Here is a 25,081-nt window from a genome sequence, read left to right on the forward strand (position 1 = left end):
CGAGGGAGGGACTCGAACCCCCGACACGCGGATTATGATTCCGCTGCTCTAACCAACTGAGCTACCCCGCCAAAGTACAGTCAATATAGCGTTCCAGGTGAACGCTGTCTAGCAAGAATTGAGAGGAAGGATGGAATGATATTTGCTGTGAGATGGTTTTGGATACTCATTTGTTGAAGGGGGGATTCAAGAAATCCCTGCATCCCCCGTTCAAAATAGACTTTAATATTTGAGTTTGCCCAAAAGCACTTTCTTCTCCACAGTCATCCAACCACCTGTAGCCTTAGCTTTGGGAGCCTCAACCTTTGATTCTTCCTTAGAAGCTTCAGCCTTAGGTGCTTCCTGAGTAGCTCCACTATTTGCAGAGCCCTTAAAACCGAAGTGCGCCGTTAAAGTCAACCCAAGGATTGTATTTGGAAAATCTTCTCCGAGACGATCGCCAGGTCTTTTTACATGATCTGCTGGCAGGGGAACATTTTCTACTCTCACACTAATTATAGGAGAAGTATGGAATGTATAGCTGTTGTCAACATTTAACCCATTGAAGAAGGCATTTAGAGCTCTAACTTTAGATTCATTCTGAGCTGAAAACTCGATTTTATCGATGTTAAACATGCCATTTACAGAAGGTACGATTGTTGCGGGCGTTAGAGCTACAAGGGCGTTGTATTCGCCATGGTTGTCAATTTTTGGATCATGGACTTGCCATTCGGTCCCATTGAATCGACTGATCTTTCTCACCAAGCATCCGTTGCAGTCTTGTATCCGCACAGCTTCGTATTTTTCCATAGCGCCGGTGGGATTCAAGCCTAAAGCTAACAGGGCAATAAAAAGTGATCTAAATAGATTTTTCATAAGAGATTCCTTCTAATTTATATTATACGTGGATTTTTTATTTGATCAGGCTGACCATAATATTAACGTAATTATGAGTCAAGATAATTCATATTTAGTTAGAAAGAAGAAATATCCTAAAGAAGCCACTTATTCGAGGCCAAGTGCGCATTATGTCTTGAAAGAGAACCATGCTTTTTCAACAAAATTTGAACTTCTTCTTTATCCAAACTTTCCATGTTAATTTGCAGTTTCTCGATGACGTACGGTGCGATTTCTTCATGTTCACTATGCAAAAGATCAACCAAAAGAGGCATTAATTGCGCCTTTCTAAAATGGGGCAGATGATCTTCATTTGCCAGAAGGCTTTTGACCTCATCAACATAATTATGACGAAGGAAAAAGCTTAAAGACCGGACAGGAGAATGAGGGATGAGTTGCCGCAAAACGGCGGGATGCTTCTCTTTCTCTACTTTAAGGGGATAGTAAAATACGGTAAGTTTTTCCTGACGGTTTTTGAAAGCATCGATCATTTGAGCAGTATATGTTGGATCATCATCCACGAAAAAATAATGGGTAGCCTTCACAATCCGGGGATCATCAATCAAACGGACAGTCACTTGCCCTTTCTTACTCCCCGTAAAACAAGTCCCTTTCGTAAATATGCCGCGATCTAATGATCCGTCCCGTAAATCAAATTCTACATTTTCAAAAGGTCGTTGATTTGAAAAGCAAATACCGGATTCGGTTTCCATGGAATGGGCCCAAGTAACATGGTATGAAAAATGGTCGGCCGTATGATGCTTCCATCTTGCTGTGACTTGGATAACAGGTACCCCCTTCTCTTTAAAGGCTTCAATAACAGCGTTTGTATTTTCTTGTCGATGAAAGCTTTTATGATCGAGGTCAGTAATAGCGCCAAGGGTCAGATCGCGGTCCGTCAACAGAAGATATGTCTCAGACGGGTTCGCACGTGAATCTTGGACATAACACTCCAAAACTTCCTCATAGGACCCTATGGTAACCTGGCGAATGTGAGGCGGCAGCGCGCCGTCTGTGCCCTCCTCCATTCCCAAAAGAGGGCAAAGAACCCCTAAGATCATAAGCACGGCAACAAAAAGTGAGTAAATACGAGAAATGAGAGAAACCCTCCTGTTGTAATTCATTAGGCTCATTCAGCGTCTCTTTCAGGAGATTCATAATGATGTTTTAATTGTTATATAATCACAAAATGATTGATATTCAATGCTTATTTCGAATTACACTTACAGAATATATTAAATAGAAAATATATTATAAATAAAACTCTTACTTCACTCTTTTCCAAATCTTGCGCTTGGATAAATAAAGAACAAAGGTAAGAATGAAAAGATAGAAGAGGACTTTGACGCCCATTTGTTTACGCTGTTCCATTTCCGGTTCCGCTGCCCACGACAAGAACGTCACAACATCACGCGCCATTTGGTCAACCGTGGCTTTAGTTCCGTCCGCATAGGTCACTTGCCCTTCAAAAAGAGGCGGTGCCATAGCGATTTGACGACCTGAGAAATAAGGGTTGTAGTGCATACCAACGGGTATGGATGTATCTGGTGGTGCGTTGCAATATCCCGTAATAAGGGCATACACATAATTAGGGCCCCCTGCCCGTGCCTTCGTGATCAATGATTGGTCTGGGGGTAAAGCCCCATTGTTAGAGGCCCGTGCCGCCTTGTCGTTGGGATAGGGGGAATGAATATGATCCGATATAATGCCTTTGCGCATTGTCGGCTGGCCCTCATCATCAAGGTCTGGCTGATCATGTTCAGCGGCCAAGACTTTCACGGCATTCTTCGACAAACCAATGGCCATCAATTTACCATAAGTGATGCGCTTCAACCCATGACAAGCGGAACACACTTCCTTGTAGACTTGATATCCTCGTTGCAAAGCATCTTGCTTAAAGGTACCCGTGGGCCCTTCAAAGGACCATTTTTGACGGGGGATCGGCAAGGTGTCGTTATCTGCCAGAACACTTGTGATAGAGATGGCCATGAGAACAACCCACAGGAATAGCTTATCCCTCATCGTGTTGACTCCGGAATGATGGGGCGGCTAATGCTCAAAGGCAGGGCCATAATCGGTTCCAGTCGACTTAAAGCGGGTAGAAATAGGAAGAAATGAGCAAAGTAATAGAGGGTTGCTGCCCGTCCAATAAGGACAAACATCCCTTCCGGAGGATTGGCGCCAACCCAGCCAAGGATAAAACAATCAAGCAAAAACAGCCAAAAGAGCCAGCGATGAATGGGACGAAATCGGGAGCTGCGCACTGGGTGCGTATCCAACCATGGAACGAGGAACAAAACCATGACTGACCCAAACATGGCAAGAACACCCAACAACTTATCCGGAATGGAGCGTAAGATTGCGTAAAATGGCAAGAAGTACCACTCTGGAACGATGTGGGGCGGTGTGACGAGCGGATTGGCAGGAACATAGTTGTCAGGTTCGCCAAAGAAGTTCGGCGCAAAGAAAATAAATCCACAGTAAATAATCAAGAATACCCCAAGACCAAAGGTGTCTTTGATCGTGTAATAGGGGTGAAATGGAATCGAATCTTCAGGGCTCTTACGTTCTATACCCAAAGGGTTGCTGGACCCAAATTGATGTAAAGCTATCAGGTGAAGCATGCTCACCCCAACGATGAGAAAAGGGAGAAGATAATGCAAGGCATAGAAGCGATTTAAGGTCGGGTTATCCACCGCAAAACCACCCCAGAGCCAATGGACAATGCTCTCTCCAAAGGGAAATGCTGAGAAAAGATTAGTGATGACCGTAGCACCCCAAAAACTCATCTGCCCCCAAGGAAGCACGTACCCCATAAAAGCGGTTGCCATCATGAGGAGGAGAATAATGACCCCCAAAATCCAAAGAAGTTCGCGTGGTGCTTTGTAGGATCCATAGTATAGGCCGCGAAAAATATGGATATAAACCACGATAAAGAACATTGTCGCCCCATTCATGTGAATATAACGAATCAACCAGCCCCCGTTCACGTCGCGCATAATATGTTCAACACTATCAAAGGCATGGTCTACGTGGGGGACGTAATGCATAGCAAGAAAGATGCCGGACGCAATCATAATAATCAGGATAATTCCCGCCAAGGACCCAAAATTCCACATATAGGAAAGGTTTCTTGGGGTCGGATAGTCCCGCAGCTCATTATTGATGAGGCTGATAAAGGGAAGGCGTCGGTCAATCCATTTTAATATGCTCATGATTGTCTTTAGTAACCTTCTAGCCGATTCGAAGAACGGAATTGGGGTTGATAAACTCATAAACTGGGACTTCCAAATTCTTGGGCGCAGGCCCGCTAATAATTCGGCCTGAGTAGTCATATTTTGAACCATGACAGGCACAAATCCAGCCAATATCTGGCTCACCGGTATCTTGCATTGCCTTACGTTGTGTTGGGATACACCCTAGGTGCGTGCAAACGCCCACAACGACCAGCCAATTGGGGTCTTTGGTGCGCTCTTGATCCGTTTGAGGGTCAGGTAGCGTTTTCAGGGCCGTATCCCGCATTTCTTTTACTTCCTGAGGGGTGCGATGACGCACAAATACAGGCCGCCCGCGCCACATCACCGTTTGGGTTTTCCCCAAAGGGATAGAGGATATATCTACTTCAATGGACGACAACGCCATCACATCAGCAGAGGGGTTCATGCTATTGATAAAAGGCCACGCCGCAGCGCCAAGCCCCACAGCTCCCATAGCCCCTGCGGTTAAATGAATAAACTCGCGACGGGTGGGCTGGACGACCCCAGGAGTTGATGGGGATTTAACCTCAGAATCTGACATCGCTAACCTTTAAAATAGAATCTCTCAGCTTCTATATTATTAGATTAAAGAGCCGTATTGATCAAGGGGATGGATGTTCTGAGGGAAGAGGCTGAAATAGCCCTCATTTTACCGCATTAACTCCCTATTAAACAAGATCATACTAAGATTAATTGAGTTTTATAGAATTTTAAGGAGAAATCATGATGAGCAAGAAAAATTTATTGTTAACTTCGTTGTTTCTGACGGTAGCTGCCGTGGCGTCAATGGAGAGTGTATCTGCGGCCGCAGTGCTTGATGAAGTGGCAGCTGCTCCACCGCCCCCTCCGCCCCCGCCTCCTGGTCATGGAGCACCCCCTGCCCCTGGACTGCCCTCGGCCGCAGCTCATTCAGGAACTGTCGATAAAAATGCGCTTGGACAAATGGTCCGTTGGGCTCAAAAGGAAAAGTTGATTACTATTGCGGATGGTGTGTCCATGGATGATCTTCTCAACGGCATGATTTCAAAGAAGTCGACAGGACCTAAGCCAGAAGAAGCAAAGAAGCATAGCGTCAAGAAACAAGGAGCCCCTACAAAGACGCAAGAACAGATGATGAAAGAGTTGAATGAGAAGCTTGCAAGGCGCCAATCAGGTGGTGTTACTCCCAAAACAGCCCCAGCAGATAAAGACGCATCAAGCGACGCCTTAACAGCTGAAGAAGAGAAAAGAGCTGCCGCTCGATTCGATGAAATCTATGCAAAACAAAAAAAACCAGCCTTGAAGAAAGCCCTCGCTCCTGAAGCAAAAGATCCAGCTGAACCTGTGAATCCATGGGCAGGTGCTCTTAGGAAATCTACTCCCGCTCGATAAATATTGAGGGGAACATAGAGGGAAGCATAAAAGTTTGAAGAGGACTTTTATGCTTTTATCTTTGATTTTTCGTGATACTTCAGTTAAGGATAGACCACGACAAACAAAAATAATTTTATTCAAAGACATAAGTGATCCATCATGAAGTTTCTCGATCAAGTAAAAATATACATTAAATCTGGCGATGGTGGTGCAGGCGCCTGCAGCTTTCGTCGGGAAAAATTTATTGAATACGGCGGCCCCGATGGGGGCAATGGCGGCAGGGGTGGCGACATCATCCTGGTGGCAGTCGAAGACTTGAACACTTTGATTGACTATCGCTATCAGCAACATTTTCGCGCTGAAATCGGACACCACGGCATGGGACGGAATCGCACCGGTAGGGATGGCGAATCGATTATTATGAAAGTGCCTGTGGGCACGCAAATATTTGATGAGGATAAAGAAACCATTCTGGCGGACATGTTGGTAGAAGGACAAACCGTTCTTCTCGCCCGCGGCGGAGATGGTGGCTTTGGAAATGCCCATTATAAATCCTCTACGAACCGATCGCCGCGCAAGTTTACTCCCGGATGGCCGGGGGAAGAACGCTGGATATGGATGCAGTTGAAGCTGATTGCCGATGCGGGCCTCGTGGGATTGCCCAATGCGGGAAAGTCGACGTTTTTGTCATCCGTCACCCGCGCAAAGCCAAAGATCGCCGATTATCCCTTCACCACTTTGGCCCCCCAATTGGGCGTCGTGTACATTCATGATAAAGAATTTGTCATGGCAGATTTGCCAGGTCTCATTGAAGACGCTCACCTTGGAGCTGGCCTTGGGTATCGCTTTTTGGGCCATGTTGAGCGTTGTGGCGTTATCCTCCATTTGATTGACGGAAGCGCCGAGGATGTGGTCGCCTCCTACAAAACCATTCGTCATGAGTTGGAAGAGTACGGCTGGGGCTTGAAGGAAAAGCCGGAAGTGGTTGGTCTGAATAAATGCGATCTTTTAAGTGATGAAGAAATTGAAGAAAAGATCGCCGCGTTAAAGAAAGTCAGTGGCTCCGACATTTTTGTGATGAGTGGCGCCACCCAGAAAGGCATTCCTGACGTCTTGTCTTGCCTCCTGAAACACATCCAGGCTGACCGAGCCCATAAAAAAGAAGACCTTACGGTAAAAGACGAAGGGTTTCACCCTCTCGATTAGGCATTGTTTTTATTGAATAATTCACAATTGCGCTTTTGATGTTAGGAGGCAAGAAAAATGAATTTTAAAAGTGATAATGTTGTCCCCGCAAGTCCTGAAATTGTCCAAGCCATCCAGGACGCCAACAAAGACACCCAATCTTCCTATGGCGCCGATACCTATTCCGCTGCAGCCACAAAAAAGCTATCTGAGATTTTTGAAAAAGAGGTGATTGTCTATTTTACAAACACAGGAACAGCGGCAAACAGTTTGGCTTTATCTGCTTTAGTTAACCCTCATGAAGTCATCTATTGCCACGAGGAATCACATATCAATACGGATGAATGTGGCGCGCCAGAGTTTTTTACGGGCGGTTCTAAATTGATACCTTGCAGCGGACCTCACGGAAAGCTCGATCTCGATTTGCTGAACGAGAAGATTCTCCAGGGCATTTCCATGCGCCCCCATGCTCAAAAACCAGGATGCATCAGCATTACGCAAGCAACGGAATGTGGCACAGTCTATACGCTTCAGGAGCTCCATCAATTACATACCATTGCAAAAGAACATCATCTCCCGATCCATATGGATGGAGCCCGTTTTACCAATAGCCTCATCAAGCTTGGATGTACGCCGGCGGAACTTACCTGGAAAACCGGTGTGGATGTCATGAGTTTTGGGGCCACGAAAAATGGGACCGTGTGCGCCGAAGCCATTATTTTCTTTAACCATAATCATGCGAAAGATTTTGATTATCTTCATAAAAGATCCGGTCAGTTGATGTCAAAAACACGTTTTTTTGCCTGTCAATTGACCGCTTATTTAGCACAAGACTTATGGCTAAAAAATGCGAAACATGCCAATGCAATGGCACAAAACCTGGTTAGGATTTTTCAAAAAAACGGGGTAGAAATTGTCCATCCTGTTGAATCTAATGAAATCTTTGTGAAGCTTCCCTCGCAAACCGTGACCACTTTACGAGAGCAAGCTTGTGGATTTTATGATTGGGGGGCAACAAACTCAGATCTTTACAGATTTGTGACGTCTTTTCACACCTCAAACTCAGACATCGAAGGTTTAGACAAGTGCCTATCAAAAATCACTCTCCAAGAAGAAAGAACGGTATAAAATGACAAAACATGTCCTAAAACTCATCCTTCCTATGGTTCTCTTCGCTTGGCATACGGGGGCTCGTGAGTGTCGTCTCCCAAGTGAATGGCAAGAATTGTGCCGTATTCTGAATGCAAGAGTCGCCCAAAAGCAGCCGAAGATGAAGTTGGAAGATGCCGAGGCTTCGAGTCTGGAAACGTTCTTAAGAGAAACAAAAGCTGACCTTCCCAACCTCAACGCGCTGAAGACTATTTTACCAAAAACGACGCTGGAGCTCTTGATGGCGATTCACAAAAGGGGATTGTCGGCCGAGGAATCAGAGTTAATGGCCGCCTATTTAAAAGACCTAACAGCGGCGTTTCAATTTCAAAATGTGGGAGCTTTTGATAACAACACCTCCCACATCATTGGCCGAGAGTGGCATGAAATTGATTATACGGGCGAAGGCATGACCTGGAAAAAACAGCGGGCCAAGTATGCCCCTTATGGCATCACCCACTTCAAATCGCTCGACTGTCTCGAGAAGTTTTTCCCCGTGGAAGCGCGATTGCCCTATTTTAGAACATCTTACAAACCCCGACATCCCCGAGCACTTGATCATCAAGGATAATAAAGGGGTTCAAGACTGTAGTGCGTTAAGGTTTTCTGATGATTTCCACTGATCCTTTATCCATCGAATGACAAGGAAAGAGCGATATCATGGAGAGACCTATCGCAAGAATAAAGGCGAATCTAGAGTACATGGGTGCCTCGTGAATGTATGTGAAATGATGGTAATTTATAAAGGGTTTCTTAATTTAAAAGCAAGAAGGAATATATTGTGTGAAATTTCATTTACAATGAAATGATGACAAATGTTTAGTCTTGTCCAACCCTTTTAAACCCAAAAGCCTTTTGAATATGTTGTTGGAATTCTTTGGCGGTCATGAGCCCTAAATCAACAGCAGCTTTTTCGAGAGTAATTTCTTCGAGAAGCGCGCGCTTCGCAATTTTAGCGGCGTTATCATACCCAATGATAGGGTTAAGAGCCGTAACCAGCATCAACGAATATTCTAGGTTCGCTTCCAGTTTCTTTTTATTGGGATGGATGCCCTTCAAACAATTGTCCGTAAAGCTATTAGCGGTGTCGCTCAACAGAGCAATCGATTGCAGTACATTGGCAATGATCACGGGTTTGAAGACGTTCAGTTCGAAGTTTCCTTGGCTCCCGGCCATGGTAACACAGGTATGGTTCCCCATCACTTGGGTCGCAACCATGGTCATGGCTTCGGCTTGAGTGGGATTAACTTTGCCAGGCATGATGGAAGATCCGGGTTCATTCTCTGGCAGTTCAATTTCCCCGAGGCCGCACCGCGGACCTGAGCCTAACCAGCGAATATCGTTGGCAATTTTCATGAAACTGACGGCGATCACGTTTAAGACGCCGGATAATTCCACCATCGAATCGTTGGAAGCCAGGGCTTCAAACTTGTTTGGGGCCGTAAGAAAAGGAAGCCCTGTATAGTCCGCCACATTCTGGGCAAAGACTTCTGCAAATTTAGGGGGACAATTCAATCCCGTCCCCACAGCTGTTCCTCCTTGAGCCAAGAGATAGAGGCGTTTCAGGCAATCTTCGAGACGGGTGATGTTTAGGTCAATTTGAGCCGCATACCCTGAAAACTCCTGACCCAATGTAAGGGGCGTGGCATCCTGGAGATGGGTTCTTCCAATTTTGAAGAGGTCGGCAAAAGCTTTCTCTTTTGTTTTCAGTCCTTGATGAAAGTAGGTTAAGGCCGGTAGGAGTTTTCCCTGAACTTCTCGAACAGCGGCAATGTGCATGGCTGTTGGAAACGAATCATTCGTTGATTGTCCTGAGTTGACATGATCATTGGGGTGAACGGGTCGTTTGGTCCCCAAAGCGGATCCGAGCAATTCATTGGCTCGATTCGCAATCACCTCATTCATATTCATGTTGGTTTGGGTACCCGACCCCGTTTGCCATATCACAAGGGGAAAGTGGTCGTCCCACTTCCCTTCAATCACCTCATCGGCAGCTTGAATAATGGCCTCTGCGATATTTGAGGCAAGGGTCTTTAGGGACAGATTCGTCTGCGCAGCACAGCGCTTCTGGATCGCCAGGGCCCGAATCAACCCAAGAGGCATCAGCTCTTTGCCAATGCGGAAATTTTGCCGTGCACGTTCCGTCTGGGCACCCCAATAGGCACGTTTTGGGATGCTGACCTCACCCATGGAGTCTGATTCTGTGCGAAACTCTTCAGCCATATTTGGTCCTTTAACTTCAAAAGGGGCTTATTCTATACTCTACCTTAAAGTGAGTATAACCGGGAGATGCTTAATGACTTCTAAATGGGCAAGCCAAGAGGAGGGTAAATGGATGGCCCTTGCTATAGACCAAGCCAAAGAAGCGGGATTGCGCGGTGAGGTTCCTGTGGGCGCCGTTTTTGTAAAAGACGGTACTATCCTAAGTGCTTCAGGGAATCGTGTTGAAGAACTATTGGACCCCACCGCTCATGCGGAAATATTGGTGATTCGGGAAGCGGCTAAATTTTTGGAGAGTCCCCGCCTGGGGGGGGATTTATACGTAACGTTGGAGCCCTGCTCGATGTGTGCAACAGCTTTGTCATTTGCTCGCGTCGATCGTATCTTCTTTGGAGCATTTGATCCTAAAGGGGGGGGCATTGATCATGGCCCTCGCATCTTTCAGCAACCCACTTGCCACCATCGCCCAGAAGTATATGGAGGAATGTCTGAACAAACTTGCGCCGCTGTGTTGATTGATTTCTTTAAGGAAAAGAGGTAGGAGCGAAATATAAATCTCAAAAAAGTTGAGGGGTGTTCTTTAACACGCCCTCAACAGTTTCTAAACATCAGTTCAATACTTCCTTACACAATCACAATGTGACTGAGTTGGACAATGTCTGATAGGTGTTGGCCTGAAACGAAAGCAACACTCGAAAAGTTAATACTTGTTCCATTTGCAAAAGTTGCAAGAGCATGGCCCGATCCATCATTTGTAATGACAGCTTGAGAATTCGCTGCAGCTGCAGTTGCCACACCGTGGATTTGGAGATAGTCATTTACTTTGCTAAAGTCAGTAATCGTATCATGACCCTCATTGTTTGTCAGATCATACCGGAAAGTGTTATTTCCTCCATTACCTGTAAGAACGTTGTCCGTTACATCTCCCTTGAATACGTCGTTAAATGCGCTTCCCAGAAGAGCAGTGAATCCATTAGCGAACCCTGATAAGTCATCTCCTTGAGCATCTCCTCCAGAACTTGTCAATGCCATGAGGTCTACATTTACACCCGCATTGGAAGACGCATAGGACAAGATAAGATGATCAGCAAACCCTTTAATAGTATCTGCTCCTGCTCCTGCCTCAAGAACGCCACCCTTTGCAGTTACGATGGTAAAGGAATCGTCCCCATCGCCACCACTGAAGTAGTCGTTGGTGTTAATGTTTAGATTTATGAAGGTATCATTACCGGCTTCACCATAGACTTGCTTTTGGTTGACTTGGCAATCCATATTAAATAGATCATTTCCATTACCACCATAAACAACGACCGAACAACTTGGGCAATAGTCAAGGAAGGTGTCGTTTCCATCCCCTAAGTAATTGAGACTCAAACCGATCTCAGAACAGTAGCACCAAACCGTATCATCCCCTTGACCCGCATAGGTTAGGGTAAAGATAGGGGTACCAATGTTGTTAGGTGTGGAGTTAAGATCCGGGATTCCGAAAGGGTAGGCTGGCGAGGGATCAAATAATCCTTCACTCAGGTTCGAGCCGATGCGGATATAATCATTACCTGCCCCTGAGCTGATGTAGCTGAATTCTTCTCTGCCTCCATATATGACATCATCACCGCTACTGCCAACCAGAGTATCATAACCACCATCACCACTTATGAGATAGCCAACACCGCCTGAACCGCCAACGCCTGCATTTGGGTTAGCAAGGTATTGGGCATCGATCACGATGTAGTCGTTTTGATTTGTCCCTTGAAGTCCTTCTATGCTTATAAAGGTCGTTGTGTCACTACCATGGACAGCCGTTCCATTCCCGTTTACAACGCCATTAATCATAACACCATCAATGTCATAGGAGGACGGTGGGGTGGGTAACCAGGCAGGATTTGCAAACTTGGTTTGCAAATCAGCATAGGTTGTCCCGTAAATGGAAGGAATTGAGAAGGCAAGCATAGATGGTGCAGCATCCGTAATCCCGATAAAGCTTAAGAGGTCACTTCCTCCCCGTCCATCTATCGTGTCGCTTCCTCCGTTACTGTAGAACTCATTATGCTCACTTGTGCCTTTTAGGGTGTCATTATACTTTGACCCAATAAGTCCCTCGATGGAGGTCAAAGTATCAGTCCCTAAACCGCCGCCAACTGATTGTGCCACAGCAATATTTATATCAACTGTTACCCCAGATGTTGCATCAGAATAATCCGCCGTATCAAAGCCAAAACTAGGATCAGGTTGGAACAAGCCCAACAAACCACTTCCGGATTCTGTATGATAAGTTACGGCCGTATTTGAGCCTAGTATTCCTGGCGCAAGATTGGATGTCGTGAGAGGAAGACCATTTAGATCATCAATCGTTAAAATGTTATGCAGATAGTCTTGATTACTCCCGACACCCGTAAAGAGCTCTTGATGCAACGATGTTGTTCCAATCGTCGTGTCTAAAAAGGCATTAATATCTGCCATCCAAGTATGGGCTATGTCGTTTAATGTTACGGTAATATTTATCATAGTTCCTGTAACACCCGCGACAGCTATAGTAGACGTATTAGTTACAAGATCTTGTATAGCTATTGGCGCTGGATTTGCAAAAGTATAAGTCCCGGTGCTTGTATAAAAATTAAGCGTCCACCCTGAAGCAATACTTCCCGGATCGCCAAGAGCTGTATCAGAAATCCTTAAGGTCCAATCATGGTTTACGTCAAGAACAGCTCCTAAAACCCCTCCTGTAATTATGTCATCTCCCTTACCGCCTCTCAGAGTGTTATTGCCATAATCACCAGTCAAAACGTCGTTGTAATCGCTTCCAATCAAGCCCGCATTCATAAATGCCGCTCCCGTAAGATCGTCACCTGTTGCGTGCCCCCCTGATGCTGTTCGGGTTGCAAGGTTAACATTTACAGCCGCATTGGAGGATGCATAGGAAAGGATGACGCCAGATCCGGCTCCATTAAAGATGTCAGCACCCTGGCCACCTTCTACAATACCACCAGTAGCATCCCCAATATTAAAGGTATCAACACCAGAGCCACCACTCATATAGTCATTAGATGATAATTTCAGTATGTTAAATACATCGTTTCCATCTTCACCGAAGATACGCTTCAAATTTGCATCGCAAGCAATGTTAAATATGTCATTTCCTGTGCCCCCATAGACAACATTGCTGCACAAAGAACAAAAGTCGTTAAATACATCATTTCCTTCCCCTAAGAAAGTTAGGGTCATACCAATCTCTGAACAATAACTATAAACGACGTCATCTCCTGTTCCAGCATATACAAGGGCAAATATAGGAGTATGGTAATTGTTGGGGGTAAATTCACCCGGGACACCAAATGGGTAGGCAGGAGATATATCCTTCAAATTCTGGTCATTATTCAGATTCTCGCCCGTTTGAATGAAATCGTTGCCTGCGCCAGCACTTATGAAGTTAAAGTCTGTACGCCCCCCGAAAATAACATCATCGCCACTCCCACCTACCAGCACATCTTTTCCTAATTCACCTGATAAGAGATACCCCGGGCCTCCCGAACCAGAGGGACCCGCATCAGGATTTAAGAGATAAGTTTGATTCATAACGATATAGTCATTCAGATTACTTCCCTGGAAACCTTCAATGCTTTGAATGGAGGCAACGCTGCTTCCGCGAGTAACGGTGTTACTGGCCCCATTCATCCACACACCATCTATGTCAAAAGACGTCGGCGCTGTGGGCAACCAATCCGGATTGGAAAACAAGGCCTGCATTGAGCTGTAAGTTGTTCCAAAGATTGTTGGAATTGTGAAGGTATGACCAGATGCAAGTGGGTTGGTAATGTCTATGAAGCTTAACATATCAGCTCCTCCACGCCCATCAATCGTGTCATGACCGCCCGTAAACCGGAATACGTTGTTGGCGTCATTTCCAATTAACGTATCGTTATACTTTGAGCCTCTGAGGCCTTCTATGCCGATCAACGTATCATTGCCAAGACCTCCCCCAACACTTTGAGCAGTTGAAATTCTTAAATCAACACGCACGCCTGAGCTTGCATCTGAATAATCTGCAATATCAACACCGCCAAAACGTTCGAAACCGACAGGGACTAATCCATTCAATATATCGTTGCCTTGTCCTCCTTGGAGAATATCACTACCAACTCCGCCATAAAGAGTGTCATTGCCACTGCCCCCCATGAGTGTATCGTCTCCCCCTCCAATACCTAGTTCTGAGCCGGCGGCCTGATCAAGAGGACTGAGTTGAGTTATATCCATCATATCCCCGTAAAGGATGTCATTACCGTTATCTCCCTTTAAAGTATCGTTACCAAAGAAAATCGTTGTGGCTTTTATTGAACGATTCGTTCCCGTATCAACAATTGACGTGGTAATGGTGCGAACATCTCCAATCAGTACATCGTCACCATTATCCCCATTGAGCGTATCATTTCCAAAAGTTAATGTTGTTGATAATAAATTCGCATATATATCTGTATTTACAAGTTTAATATTAAGGGTCTCAATGTCTCCAGTAAGGGTGTCATTTCCGTTGCCCCCTGTTATCACATCATTGCCCAATGTTATTTTTAAACCAGCTATTTGAGCTGCAACAGGTCCTCCAATAACGAGGGGAGCGTCTTTAATATCCATTGTCATTGATTGAACATCACCGATTAGATTATCCTCACCATTGCCCCCATTAAGGGTATCAGTGCCAAAAGTAATCGCCCCAGCAGGGTTCATAACCGTAATTGCAAAGCCACCACTCGCAGATGAAGGGGCAGCCGTCAGACTGATCGATAAGTTTTGTACATCCCCAATTAAGAGATCATTGTCATTTTCTCCGTTTAGGGAGTCGTTCCCAAACGTAAAGGGTGATGAATTTAATGCGGCAGAAGCACTACCATTTCCAGATGTAGCTGTGCCCCCTTGCAGGGCTAAGGTAAGCGTTTGCACATCCCCTATAAGCACATCCAAACCATTTCCGCCAGATAACTTATCTGCCCCAAAAACAGTTGTTATATTGATAGAACCTGCTTCTGCACTTGAACTTGATTCTAAACTTACTTGAACACTGCCACCTTGATCAAAGCTTGAGTAAGTTTCAACATCACCAATTAAAGTATCGTTCCCATTATCTCCGTTTAGTTTGTCATTTCCAAAAGTAAAAGTATTGAATTGTAAGGCGGCAACAGCTACACCAGCTCCATTGACAGTTCCCCCGAGAGAACTGATGGACAAGGTTTGTACATCCCCAATCAATTTGTCGTTATCGTTTCCCCCATTGAGCGTGTCGGCACCAAAGGTAAAGGTGTTTGGGCGTAAATACTGCTCTGTTATAGCCATGACAGCATTGGCACTAGCATTTGTTGGAGCCCCGGATGCGGTTCCGGCCGTAAGGGTTATTGATAGAAGATTAACGTCTCCGACCAAAAGATCCTTGCCATTACCCCCATCTAGAGAATCTTTCCCAAAGACAAAGCTATTTTGCGCAAATAATGCATCAGCATGAGACCCCGTAGAGGTGCCTGCTTTAATATCAATTTTAAATGTGTCGACATCCCCCAAAAGGGTATCGTTACCGTTGCCACCGCTGAGAGTGTCTGACCCCATATTCATCGTAATATTAGCCAGATAGGCTTTAGAACTTGACGTGCCAGCACTGTCTGCCGTGACTGAAAGAATAATATCCTTAGTGTCACCCACTAATTTATCATTACCATTTCCCCCATCAAGGACATCTTTGCCAAAGTTGAAGGTCACTGGCGTTATCAGAAGCGCCTTTGTGTTGAGGCTAGAATTGACTCGATACTCAATTAACGATATATCACCAATGAGTAGATCGTCCATGTTGCCTCCATTCAGGACATCATTTCCAAATTTTGGAACAAGAAAAACTTGATTTTGTATGAGGTATGAAAGTTGGTCCCCTATAAGGGTTGTGTTTGAATTTGAGCCATTCAGGGTATTGTTGCCGGAGGTACCAATTAGTGTCGCCATTTTAACTTCTCCACTCTGTTGGGTATTGAGCAAAGTCACAATAGACTCACAACATCAATACCTGTTGGGCACATCTTTCAACATGCATAACTACACATCACGTAATCTACTTACTCAAATAGAATTTTTATTGAAAAAGTCAATACTTTTAGGTTATTTGTTTTCAAATAAATTTATATATGGCTGCTTTGCTTAATGTTATTTTAATAATTCATTAATTTTTGGATTTTCTTTAAGGATTTAGACAGCAATTTATTGTTGGTCAGGAAAATTTTCCAGGATTACAAAACGTCATTTTTATAAAAATCATTGAAAGATAATTATATATTTTAAAAATTTTTTGTATCGTAAATTAAAGAATTTTTGAATTTTAAAAAATTCTGAAAAATTATTAAAAATGACTCTTCCTGACTGAGCGATTTCGAACGAATGGGCCTGATAGATGGACTCATCAATCTCCCAACTCGACCTTCTCAAGATACTCAGGCACATAACAGGACCATTGAAGGCGATTTTCGATCTTATGACGCAACGCATCTGCAGGTGCAGGTTCCCCATGAGTGATGAATGTTTGCCGAGGAGGCTTTTTAAAGTGTTTTAGCCATCCCAAGATTTCGTTGGCGTCCGCATGGGCTGACAAATTATGCAAGATCATCACTTCAGCTCGTATGGGGACAAAATTCCCATGAATTTTAATTTCTGTGGCGCCATTGACCATCGCTTCACCACGTGTTCCAGCTGCCTGAAACCCTGCAAATATAACCGTATTACGCCGATCTGATACAAACGCCTTTAGGTGATGAAGCACACGCCCTCCGGTTGCCATACCGCTTGCAGATACGATAACCATCGGAAAGTTCTGATGATCTAATGCTTTTGACTCATCCGGTGTTGTCACCAAATTTGCACTTGCACACATCTTTCGGCACTCGTCAGGCGTTAATCGATGCAAATCACTGTATTTACGATACAGATTCGTCACATCCGTTGCCATTGGGCTATCAAGATATATCGGAACGTCTACAATTTTTCCTTCATCTTTGAGCTGTTGCAAAAGATACATGAGGACTTGGGCCCTCCCGACAGCAAAAGCGGGGATGATAACGATGCCTCCGCGATGGACCGTTCGATTGATCGCATCAGCCAAAATTTCCTTTACATCTGACTCATCATGGAGTCGATTACCATAAGTTGACTCTACAACAAGGTAATCTGCGCTTTCTATAAGAGTTGGTGCCTTCATTAAGGGGTCATTGGGGCGGCCTAAGTCACCACTGAACATAAGGGTTTTATCCCCATCAGAAATACGAACAAAGGAGGCCCCTAAGATATGTCCCGCTGGAATCAATTCAAAAGTCACACCGTCCCCTAAGGAAACTTTTTCGTGATAAGGGACAGCGCTTATATATTTCAAGGAGGTTTCTGCCTCTTCTTGCGTATAAAGGGGCAAGGCCGGATGATGTTTTGAGAAGGCATGCTTATTGGCGAAATAGGCATCTTCTTCTTGAATATGGCCACTATCAGGTAAGAGAATCTCACACAGATCCTTGGTCGCAGGGGAACAATATATTTTTTTATGAAAACCTGCACGCACAATCAATGGGATTGCGCCCGAGTGATCCAGGTGGGCGTGGGTCAAAATCAATGCGTCTAGGGATTTAGGTGAAAACGGTAACGGTGCCCAATTGCGAAGCCGTAATGGTTTGAGGCCTTGGAACAACCCACAATCAACCAGAATTTTTTTGTTCCTAACGGTCACGAGGTACTTTGAACCTGTAACGGTTCCTGTCGCCCCTAAAAATTGAATTTCCATTGCTGTTTGTCTATCCTAAAAGGTCCATTAAGGGTTGAATACATCCAATAATTGCAAGAAAAACAAGAAGAATGATGGGAACGACGCTCATTCTAAGTCCAGCAAAGATCGTTGCATAAACAGCCTTCAGCAAATTGTTGGAGGATGTGGCAATTAATATTGAGGCTGAAATAACTTTCGGATTCAATCCATGGACGCTGTCTTGCGCCAAGCTCACCACAAAAGGGGAAATATCCGACACACCAATGATCATTGCCAATGTATATAACCCGATATCGCCAAAGTTAATTTTCGCCCAAGCAGAGGCAAGAGAAATCAAAACAAACAGGGTCGCAAAGATCAATGCCGCCGCTAATTCTAAGGGGTTCTTTTGGGTAACAATCACATTTTCATCCGTAGCCATACTTTTGTGACCCCGATGGTACAAAATAAGGGACAAGAACAAAGAAATGAAAAAGAGACTGATCAATGTTCCAGCCATCTGTTTGGCAAGAGAAATATTGAAAACCATAATGATAACAAATAGGCGTAAGTAGACCATTGTCGTCGACATAATGACCGCAAAATGAAACATTTCTGGGTTAATATGCTTTTGCATCGCATGGCGCGACAAGACAACAGTCGTAATGGTAGAGGAATAAATCCCCCCCAAAACGGAAGTTAACCAAATACCTCCCTTTTCTGACTTATATCTTTGAATGAGGTAGCTCGCGTAAGAAATGCCACTCACCACAACCACCGCCAACCACACTTGATAGGGCGTAATCGGCGTGAAGGTTGTCACTGGCGTATCTGGCAAAAGGGGAAGGATGATACCCGTCAGAATCAAGAACTTTCCTGTGGCTGTAATTTCGTCCGTTGGAACCTGGCGTGCAATATCGTGCAATCGATCTCGCGCCCCTAAAAATAAAACCGTACTGACGGTCAAGCCAATCGCAAACCAACTGGTTTCCAAAATAGTGATGGGGCCCAACAGATAGGCAAGAAGGTTTGAGGTCAATGCCACCAAGCCCCCTGCGGACTCTTCATTCCGGGCGCTATAGCGTAAATGATACTGGTAATAGGCCAGAAGCCAGAGGCCCAGAATCACCAAACCCGCGGCAAAAACGATTCCATAATGGGGCTCCAACAGATACAAACAAACCCCGGACATGGAGAGCAGAGGAAAGGTGCGAACACCACCAGGATGGTGGAATTGGCTGCGGCCATATAAATCTTCATAGGCCAAGCCTAAGAAGAATGACAACCCCAACAACAAGAGAAGCTTTTGTGGATTCACTGCTGAGGCCAGAGCCAAACTGATGCCGTCCATTTCATCTCCTTGATTATAGGGCAATTTCTAAAAGAAACGTATTTCACGTATCTTATACGATTGTCTCAAAGGTTAAAAGGGTATGTCAACAGTGTCTGATGAGCAATTCCAAGAGGTTCATCATTTAGAAAAGTCTATCGGTTAAGGAAAATGTTTAGAAAGCAAAGGAGCGTAAATAACCCCAGAGGGTCATTTACGCTTAGAAGATTAAAAGGTTATAGAGAGTCTTGTGCAGGGCCTATTGATCATCGTCACCTGTTACATCGTCTTCACCTTCAGAAGGTCGCATTCTTTTATTACAAATATGTTCTAATGTACTAACGTACGGACCAAGTTCTTCGACAAGTTTAAATAAGGTTGGGAATCGGCTATAATGAGGAATTTGAATAATCGCTACAGCCCCACCTTTTATAAACTGATATAAACCTTCTTCAACACTCATGCCAGCCTTTGCATATTGTGTAAATATGTTAAGTCTTGCTTCCTCATTTAAATGAAAAACTCTTGAAAGCGTTTTAAAGGGATTTGTCCCTGTCAAACGCATGTTTGTGTTATAAACGTCGCTCATTTCTTTTGCGCATTCACTGATATCATCTGAACATACTCTTTTATGTGTGGAAAGAGCACTTTCACTAGGATTTTTGTTTTCTGCCCCTTGCGTTTGGAAAACGCACAAAGCCATAACGATTAATAATGCTTTCTTCATAATATACCTTTTTAAAAATGTGGAAATTTTAATTGTTTAAAGTATATATATGTTTATTATTTAATCTTTACAAATGTTTTTTATTTAGTTAAATTTTATTAAATCAAACACGAAACAACTTGAACACTTTTTATTCAGCTAATATGGAGAAGAATTTAACCTTCTAAACAATCTCAGGAATATGTTCAATTTGGGGATTATGATCAATATTTTCGAAAAAAGTCAGAAAATGTTTTAGACGCACACTGATGGTCATATCGTTTCGAAGGGGGTGAAAATTTACCAAATCATACGTCAAAAAATCCTTATCTAATAAGAATTTGACTTTACGATCTTTATCATTCAAAAGGCCATAGGGCGTAACGGAACCTGGAGCAACACCCAAAAAACAAGCCAGCTCTTCTGCACTTCCAAACGAAAGATGGCCTGAAGCAAATTTCTTTGCAAGCGCCTTTAAGTCAACACGCTTTGAATCAAGAACTGAAACAAGAAAATATTGCTTCTTTTTATCTTTTAAGAAAAGATTTTTACCATGTGCTCCCTCAATCACCACCTGAAGTTTTTCAGCGTCTTCAGCTGTAAATAGGGGTTCATGGGTAAAAAGTTCATAGTCCAAACCATATTTTTTAAATAACTCAAACAGCTTTTGATGAGGCATCCTATTTTTCTCCAGGTGAGGTAATCAGAATCCCAAATCGCTCCATAAGCTTCTGCTTTTCGGCTGGTTTTAAGCGTAAAGTCAGGTGGATCACTTCGTCTTCATCTTCGCGACTAACAATCACCCCTTGGCGATAACACCACGCCAACACTTCTCCTTCTGAGGCTGGAATGGTCACCACAAGAATGGTCCCCTTCTCTCTCAACTTTTCATCAATGCGCCCTAACAACGTCTCAATGCCTTGACCATTGATGGCCGAAATCGCAACCACATTGTCGTCGCGTTTCAACCGATTTTCAAGACTTGCGAGCTCCTCCCCTTCCAGAAGGTCTAGTTTATTACACACCTCTAAAAGAATCCCTGACTCTAGGGGATGTGTAATATCGAGTTCTTCAAGCACTTGATAGACATCGTCTGCTTGTTGGTCTGTCTCGGCGTGCGCAATATCTCGAACATGGAGAATGAGGTCCGCGGCACACACTTCTTCCAAAGTGGCTCGAAAAGCTGCAATCAATTGCGTTGGCAAGTCTGAGATAAAGCCGACCGTATCTGATAATATAATCTGACGACCGCTGGGCAATTTGACCTGTCGCATGGTAGGATCAAGGGTTGCAAATAGAAGATCTTCTGCAAACACATCCGCATGGGCAATCAGATTGAACAAGGTTGACTTTCCCGCATTGGTATAGCCAACCAAGGCCACAACGGGATAGGGCACGCGACTGCGAGCGGTGCGATGCAGCCCACGCGTTCGTTTAGCTGCGGCAAGCCCTTTCTTAATTTTTAAAATGCGATCATCAATCAAGCGGCGATCTAGCTCCAACTGCGATTCACCCGGTCCACCAATGAACCCGAATCCGCCCCGTTGTCGCTCCAAGTGGGTCCAAGACCGAACCAGGCGACTGCGCTGATAATTAAGGGCTGCAAGTTCAACCTGGAGAGACCCTTCGGCTGTGCGCGCTCGATCACCGAAAATTTCAATGATCAAACCGGTGCGATCAATGACCTTACATCCCCAAGCTTTTTCCAAATTTCTCTGTTGAATGGGTGTAAGCGCGTTATCCACAACCATAAGTTCGATTTCCAGAGCCTTAATAAGCCCTGTCAACGCCTCAAGGTTTCCTTTTCCAATCAAGGTTGCGGGAACAACTTTATGTAATTGAATGACCTGACTGTGAACAACATTTAGATTAATCGCAAGTGCAAGACCGACAGCTTCATCCAGTCGACCTTGAACGGTTCTCGCTTTGGGGGAGATGATATCTCCCTCTTTTATATTGCGCGTTCGAAAACTTGCATGAAGAACCCCCGTTCGCGTGGGGGTTTTGGAAGCCCGATCGTCAATCAATCAGATTATTCCCCATCATCTTCATGAAATTCAGGATCTTCTATAGAATGCTCATCCGCACCTACGGCAGAAGAAGCCTCAAATAACTGAATCGGCCCTTGTGGCATGACGGTGGAGATAGCATGTTTGTAAACAAGCTGGGAATGCCCCTCCCGACGCAAGAGCATCGAAAAGCTATCAAACCAAGTCACAACACCTTGCAACTTCACGCCATTGACTAGGAAAACTGTCAATGGGGTTTTGTTTTTACGGACATGGTTGAGAAAAACATCTTGAACATTCACAGGCTTATCGTTGGCCACAGGACTGCACTCCCTCTTTTTATTAAAATTTATTCTAATTTATGAATAGTACGATTTGCCCAAAAGACCAAGGGGGGAAATTACATTTTGATAAATATTTTTTTTAAGTTGCCACAATTTTCAATAGAAACAATCATCGGCGATGATGGCTCAAATCTCTTTCCAATAGCAACAGGTTGACATCCCGCAGCCAAAGCACAATCCCAATCGACAGGAGCATCTCCAATAATCCAAACTTTTTGGGAAGGAGGTACCTTAAGAGATTCTAAAGCAAGCAAAACCGGATCGGCCGCAGGCTTGTCTCTCAGGGCATCCCCAGCCCCTACAACCGTGCCAAAATAATCCCCCCACCCTAAATGGGCGACTTCTTTCCTCAAAAAAGCTCCCTTTTTATTACTGATAATCCCAACAGGAATTCCTTTACCCACAAGAACCTCAAGAACCGCCTCTGCCCCTGGCATGGGATTCAGTCCTTGGAGATTGTCTTCCTCAACAAGCCTATAAAAGAAGGTTTGCGCCTCTTTGGCCTTATCTCCAAACCATTTGGGAAAAGCTTCTCGCCCAGAACGTTGAATATTGGAAAGCGCAAACTCTTCTGTCCAAGGCTCCAAACCAAATGCCAGAAGGGTGTCATTCACGGCATAAAATATCGTCTTCCACGTATCCACAAGGGTGTTATCCCAATCAAACAAAACGGCAGTGGGGGGAAGAGCAGCAGAAATAGAGGACGGGATTGACCCCACCTTATCGCTTCTTGACTTTTGATTTTTATCAAAAATTTTATCAGTCGGAATTTGAGAAAGTACCACCATAGCTGAAATCCTTATAACAATATTACAAACATAGGCAGAAATCATCCCAGAACATTACGTTTCATAGGGCATATTTAGACTTTTAATATACCCCCTTTTCTAGCTCAAAAATACCCCCTTTGTTTCTAAATCTCCTATAAATGTTTAAAAATGTTATTGACTGTTACTGAATTAAGATAGTTTCATGAGGGTGGATTATGTAAGATTAAGATGAAAGTAGGTCATTCATTACAAGACAAGGACCCCTGAAATGCCAGCTAATGCAAGCCGTCTCGCAGATCTTCGACAATTGTTGACATCTCTTGGTGGAGATGGGTTTGTTATCCCTCGAACGGATGCTTATCAGGGAGAATATGTCGCACTTTGTGATGAGCGTCTGTCCTGGTTAACGGGATTCACTGGCTCTGCTGGAATGGCGATCGTTTTGAAAGAAAAAGCTGCCCTTTTTGTAGACGGACGTTACACATTGCAAGCTCAAGCCCAAGTGGATACCAGTGCTTATGAAATTTGTTTATCAACGGATTGTCCCCCGTGCACATGGGCAAAAAAGCATCTGGAAGGGGGGCAAAAGATATTCTACGACCCCTGGCTTCACACATTAAATGACAAAACACGTGGACAAAACGTCTGTGAAGCAGTTGGAGCAACTTTCCTTCCTGCCCCTCAAAATCTTATCGATAAACTGTGGAAAGATCGCCCTTCACCGCCAAAGAGTCCGGTGCAACCTCATGACTTATCTTATGCCGGCATTTCTTCTGAAGAGAAACGGAAACTCATTGCAACATCTTTACGAGAAAAGAAAGCAGATGCTGCCCTCCTAACCGCCTCAGAATCGATTGCGTGGCTCTTAAATATTCGAGGAAATGATGTGCCGCACACTCCCGTGGCGCAAGGATTTGCTTTAATCTGGAAGGATAGAACGGTAGATTTATTTATGGATTCTTCAAAGGTTTCAACTCAGGTAAGAAACCATCTTGGCCCTGACGTTCGTTTGCAAGATCCCCTCTCCCTTGAGAGTTGGTTAAGCAATTTAAAAGAGAAAGCGATTCTCATAGATCCGGCACTCACACCTTTGGCCCTTCTTCAGCAACTCGAGAACTGCACCCTTCTTCACAGCCCTGACCCTTGCGCTCTCCCTAAAGCCATCAAAAACCCTGTGGAAGCCCAAGGGGCTGTCCTGGCCCATATTCAAGACGGCGTTGCTGTCACGCGCTTTCTGGCATGGTTATCGAAAAATGCTTTGAAAGGAGCCGTCACAGAAATCGACGCCGCTGAAAAACTCTTCGCTTTTCGTAAAGAAAATAAGCAATTGAGGGATTTGAGTTTTGAAACTATTTCCGGCGCTGGGCCCAATGGGGCGATTGTGCACTACAAGGTATCTCCTGAAACAAATCGCCCTCTAGAGCTTGGCTCCCTTTATCTGGTCGATTCGGGAGGTCAGTACCTGAATGGCACAACAGATATTACCCGCACTGTTGCTATCGGCACACCTACAGCGGAACAAAAGGATCGCTTCACACGCGTGCTGAAGGGCCATATTTCTCTCGGAAAAGCCCTCTTTCCAGTTGGGACAACAGGATCTCAACTTGACCCACTGGCCCGCTATGCTCTGTGGGAGGCGGGCCTCGATTATGATCATGGCACCGGTCACGGCGTCGGCAGTTATTTAAATGTCCATGAAGGCCCTCAACGGATCAGCAAATTCCCCTCTACGGTTGCTTTACAACCCGGCATGATTATCTCCAACGAGCCTGGCTATTATAAGACAGGCGCCTATGGCATTCGCATTGAAAGCCTTGTGATTGTTACTGAAAAAGGCATTCCTTCGGGCGGAGAGCGCCCTCTTTTGGGCTTTGAGACCCTCACGGTGGTACCAATCGATCGCACCTTGATTGAGGTAAAGATGCTAACAGAACAAGAACGTGCCTGGCTTAACGCTTATCATAAGAAAGTCCGGGAAACTTTGACACCTTTGTTAAGTGGTGATGATGTGGTCTGGTTGAAGGCAGCCACTGAGGAGGTGTGAGGGGAGAGGTAATAATACATGTGTTATAGGAAGCATCCCTCATCTTCACCCAAAAATAAAAATTCTTTCTTCATAAAGACACCAAAAT

General features: G+C 44.6%; 20 protein-coding genes. 6 read left to right on the forward strand and 14 right to left on the reverse strand.

Annotation, left to right across the window (positions count from 1 at the left end; all coding sequences use genetic code 11):
* Positions 1-222 precede the first annotated feature (222 nt).
* The 5 genes from K2Y18_04175 to petA all read right to left on the reverse strand — a co-directional run bounded on the left by K2Y18_04175 (position 223) and on the right by petA (position 4,674).
* The gene (locus tag K2Y18_04175; protein MBX9804935.1) at positions 223-855 is read right to left on the reverse strand and encodes a hypothetical protein; all 633 of its coding nucleotides are present in this window, start codon (positions 853-855) and stop codon (positions 223-225) included.
* A 116-nt stretch (positions 856-971) separates the two neighbouring features.
* Positions 972-2,009, reverse strand: coding sequence for a DUF2608 domain-containing protein (locus K2Y18_04180; protein MBX9804936.1), 1,038 nt, complete (start codon positions 2,007-2,009; stop codon positions 972-974).
* A 133-nt stretch (positions 2,010-2,142) separates the two neighbouring features.
* Positions 2,143-2,898, reverse strand: coding sequence for a cytochrome c1 (locus tag K2Y18_04185; GenBank protein ID MBX9804937.1), 756 nt, complete (start codon positions 2,896-2,898; stop codon positions 2,143-2,145).
* The gene (locus K2Y18_04190; GenBank protein ID MBX9804938.1) at positions 2,895-4,091 is read right to left on the reverse strand and encodes a cytochrome b N-terminal domain-containing protein; all 1,197 of its coding nucleotides are present in this window, start codon (positions 4,089-4,091) and stop codon (positions 2,895-2,897) included. The genes K2Y18_04185 and K2Y18_04190 overlap by 4 nt, the downstream gene beginning before the upstream one ends.
* A 19-nt stretch (positions 4,092-4,110) precedes the next feature.
* Entirely contained in the window at positions 4,111-4,674 is a 564-nt protein-coding gene (gene petA, locus K2Y18_04195; GenBank protein ID MBX9804939.1) for a ubiquinol-cytochrome c reductase iron-sulfur subunit, read from the reverse strand.
* 182 nt (positions 4,675-4,856) lie between these two features.
* Between petA and K2Y18_04200 the strand changes: the two genes are divergently transcribed.
* The 4 genes from K2Y18_04200 (at position 4,857) to K2Y18_04215 (ending at position 8,391) form a co-directional block, all read left to right on the forward strand.
* Positions 4,857-5,504: a hypothetical protein gene (locus K2Y18_04200; protein ID MBX9804940.1), complete on the forward strand. Its 648-nt coding sequence runs from the start codon at positions 4,857-4,859 to the stop codon at positions 5,502-5,504.
* Between the two features lie 141 nt (positions 5,505-5,645).
* The gene (gene obgE / locus K2Y18_04205; GenBank protein ID MBX9804941.1) at positions 5,646-6,692 is read left to right on the forward strand and encodes a GTPase ObgE; all 1,047 of its coding nucleotides are present in this window, start codon (positions 5,646-5,648) and stop codon (positions 6,690-6,692) included.
* A gap of 57 nt (positions 6,693-6,749) precedes the next feature.
* A complete protein-coding gene (locus K2Y18_04210; GenBank protein ID MBX9804942.1) occupies positions 6,750-7,799 on the forward strand; it encodes a low specificity L-threonine aldolase in 1,050 nt (349 codons plus the stop codon).
* Between the two features lies 1 nt (position 7,800).
* Positions 7,801-8,391 (forward strand): hypothetical protein, encoded by a 591-nt coding sequence (locus K2Y18_04215; protein ID MBX9804943.1) that lies wholly within the window; start codon positions 7,801-7,803, stop codon positions 8,389-8,391.
* Positions 8,392-8,639: 248 nt separating this feature from the next.
* On the opposite strand, the gene fumC is transcribed toward K2Y18_04215, so the two are convergent.
* The gene (gene fumC, locus K2Y18_04220; protein ID MBX9804944.1) at positions 8,640-10,043 is read right to left on the reverse strand and encodes a class II fumarate hydratase; all 1,404 of its coding nucleotides are present in this window, start codon (positions 10,041-10,043) and stop codon (positions 8,640-8,642) included.
* 112 nt (positions 10,044-10,155) lie between these two features.
* Here fumC and K2Y18_04225 point away from each other — a divergent pair, with 112 nt between their 5' ends.
* Positions 10,156-10,581, forward strand: a complete 426-nt coding sequence (locus tag K2Y18_04225) for a nucleoside deaminase (protein ID MBX9804945.1) — start codon at positions 10,156-10,158, stop codon at positions 10,579-10,581.
* 83 nt (positions 10,582-10,664) lie between these two features.
* Here the strand turns inward: K2Y18_04225 and K2Y18_04230 are convergent, their stop codons facing one another.
* The 8 genes from K2Y18_04230 to K2Y18_04265 all read right to left on the reverse strand — a co-directional run bounded on the left by K2Y18_04230 (position 10,665) and on the right by K2Y18_04265 (position 22,967).
* On the reverse strand, positions 10,665-16,016 hold the full coding sequence (locus K2Y18_04230) for a hypothetical protein (GenBank protein MBX9804946.1): 5,352 nt from the start codon (positions 16,014-16,016) through the stop codon (positions 10,665-10,667).
* 451 nt (positions 16,017-16,467) lie between these two features.
* Entirely contained in the window at positions 16,468-17,829 is a 1,362-nt protein-coding gene (locus tag K2Y18_04235) for an MBL fold metallo-hydrolase (protein ID MBX9804947.1), read from the reverse strand.
* Between the two features lie 10 nt (positions 17,830-17,839).
* On the reverse strand, positions 17,840-19,141 hold the full coding sequence (locus tag K2Y18_04240) for a DUF4010 domain-containing protein (GenBank protein MBX9804948.1): 1,302 nt from the start codon (positions 19,139-19,141) through the stop codon (positions 17,840-17,842).
* A gap of 238 nt (positions 19,142-19,379) precedes the next feature.
* Positions 19,380-19,847 carry a hypothetical protein gene (locus K2Y18_04245; protein ID MBX9804949.1) on the reverse strand — a complete coding sequence of 156 codons (468 nt, stop codon included), beginning with the start codon at positions 19,845-19,847 and terminating at the stop codon, positions 19,380-19,382.
* Between the two features lie 163 nt (positions 19,848-20,010).
* The gene (locus tag K2Y18_04250; GenBank protein MBX9804950.1) at positions 20,011-20,505 is read right to left on the reverse strand and encodes a prolyl-tRNA synthetase associated domain-containing protein; all 495 of its coding nucleotides are present in this window, start codon (positions 20,503-20,505) and stop codon (positions 20,011-20,013) included.
* Between the two features lies 1 nt (position 20,506).
* The gene (hflX, locus tag K2Y18_04255) at positions 20,507-21,853 is read right to left on the reverse strand and encodes a GTPase HflX (GenBank protein MBX9804951.1); all 1,347 of its coding nucleotides are present in this window, start codon (positions 21,851-21,853) and stop codon (positions 20,507-20,509) included.
* Between the two features lie 5 nt (positions 21,854-21,858).
* The gene (gene hfq, locus K2Y18_04260) at positions 21,859-22,155 is read right to left on the reverse strand and encodes an RNA chaperone Hfq (protein MBX9804952.1); all 297 of its coding nucleotides are present in this window, start codon (positions 22,153-22,155) and stop codon (positions 21,859-21,861) included.
* Positions 22,156-22,235: 80 nt separating this feature from the next.
* On the reverse strand, positions 22,236-22,967 hold the full coding sequence (locus K2Y18_04265; protein MBX9804953.1) for an HAD family hydrolase: 732 nt from the start codon (positions 22,965-22,967) through the stop codon (positions 22,236-22,238).
* Positions 22,968-23,217: 250 nt separating this feature from the next.
* Here K2Y18_04265 and K2Y18_04270 point away from each other — a divergent pair, with 250 nt between their 5' ends.
* Positions 23,218-24,993, forward strand: a complete 1,776-nt coding sequence (locus tag K2Y18_04270; protein MBX9804954.1) for an aminopeptidase P family protein — start codon at positions 23,218-23,220, stop codon at positions 24,991-24,993.
* Positions 24,994-25,081: the final 88 nt, after the last annotated feature.

It is taken from the genome of Alphaproteobacteria bacterium, assembly GCA_019746225.1.
GTDB lineage: Bacteria > Pseudomonadota > Alphaproteobacteria > Paracaedibacterales > VGCI01 > VGCI01.

Excerpts from the sequence above, each read along its gene's own strand:
- K2Y18_04175 (MBX9804935.1), bottom strand. The coding sequence starts at position 855 with ATGAAAAATCTATTTAGATCACTTTTTATTGCCCTGTTAGCTTTAGGC.
- K2Y18_04180 (MBX9804936.1), bottom strand. The coding sequence starts at position 2,009 with ATGAGCCTAATGAATTACAACAGGAGGGTTTCTCTCATTTCTCGTATT.
- K2Y18_04185 (MBX9804937.1), bottom strand. The coding sequence starts at position 2,898 with ATGAGGGATAAGCTATTCCTGTGGGTTGTTCTCATGGCCATCTCTATC.
- K2Y18_04190 (MBX9804938.1), bottom strand. The coding sequence starts at position 4,091 with ATGAGCATATTAAAATGGATTGACCGACGCCTTCCCTTTATCAGCCTC.
- petA (MBX9804939.1), bottom strand. The coding sequence starts at position 4,674 with ATGTCAGATTCTGAGGTTAAATCCCCATCAACTCCTGGGGTCGTCCAG.
- K2Y18_04200 (MBX9804940.1), top strand. The coding sequence starts at position 4,857 with ATGATGAGCAAGAAAAATTTATTGTTAACTTCGTTGTTTCTGACGGTA.
- obgE (MBX9804941.1), top strand. The coding sequence starts at position 5,646 with ATGAAGTTTCTCGATCAAGTAAAAATATACATTAAATCTGGCGATGGT.
- K2Y18_04210 (MBX9804942.1), top strand. The coding sequence starts at position 6,750 with ATGAATTTTAAAAGTGATAATGTTGTCCCCGCAAGTCCTGAAATTGTC.
- K2Y18_04215 (MBX9804943.1), top strand. The coding sequence starts at position 7,801 with ATGACAAAACATGTCCTAAAACTCATCCTTCCTATGGTTCTCTTCGCT.
- fumC (MBX9804944.1), bottom strand. The coding sequence starts at position 10,043 with ATGGCTGAAGAGTTTCGCACAGAATCAGACTCCATGGGTGAGGTCAGC.
- K2Y18_04225 (MBX9804945.1), top strand. The coding sequence starts at position 10,156 with ATGGCCCTTGCTATAGACCAAGCCAAAGAAGCGGGATTGCGCGGTGAG.
- K2Y18_04230 (MBX9804946.1), bottom strand. The coding sequence starts at position 16,016 with ATGGCGACACTAATTGGTACCTCCGGCAACAATACCCTGAATGGCTCA.
- K2Y18_04235 (MBX9804947.1), bottom strand. The coding sequence starts at position 17,829 with ATGGAAATTCAATTTTTAGGGGCGACAGGAACCGTTACAGGTTCAAAG.
- K2Y18_04240 (MBX9804948.1), bottom strand. The coding sequence starts at position 19,141 with ATGGACGGCATCAGTTTGGCTCTGGCCTCAGCAGTGAATCCACAAAAG.
- K2Y18_04245 (MBX9804949.1), bottom strand. The coding sequence starts at position 19,847 with ATGAAGAAAGCATTATTAATCGTTATGGCTTTGTGCGTTTTCCAAACG.
- K2Y18_04250 (MBX9804950.1), bottom strand. The coding sequence starts at position 20,505 with ATGCCTCATCAAAAGCTGTTTGAGTTATTTAAAAAATATGGTTTGGAC.
- K2Y18_04265 (MBX9804953.1), bottom strand. The coding sequence starts at position 22,967 with ATGGTGGTACTTTCTCAAATTCCGACTGATAAAATTTTTGATAAAAAT.
- K2Y18_04270 (MBX9804954.1), top strand. The coding sequence starts at position 23,218 with ATGCCAGCTAATGCAAGCCGTCTCGCAGATCTTCGACAATTGTTGACA.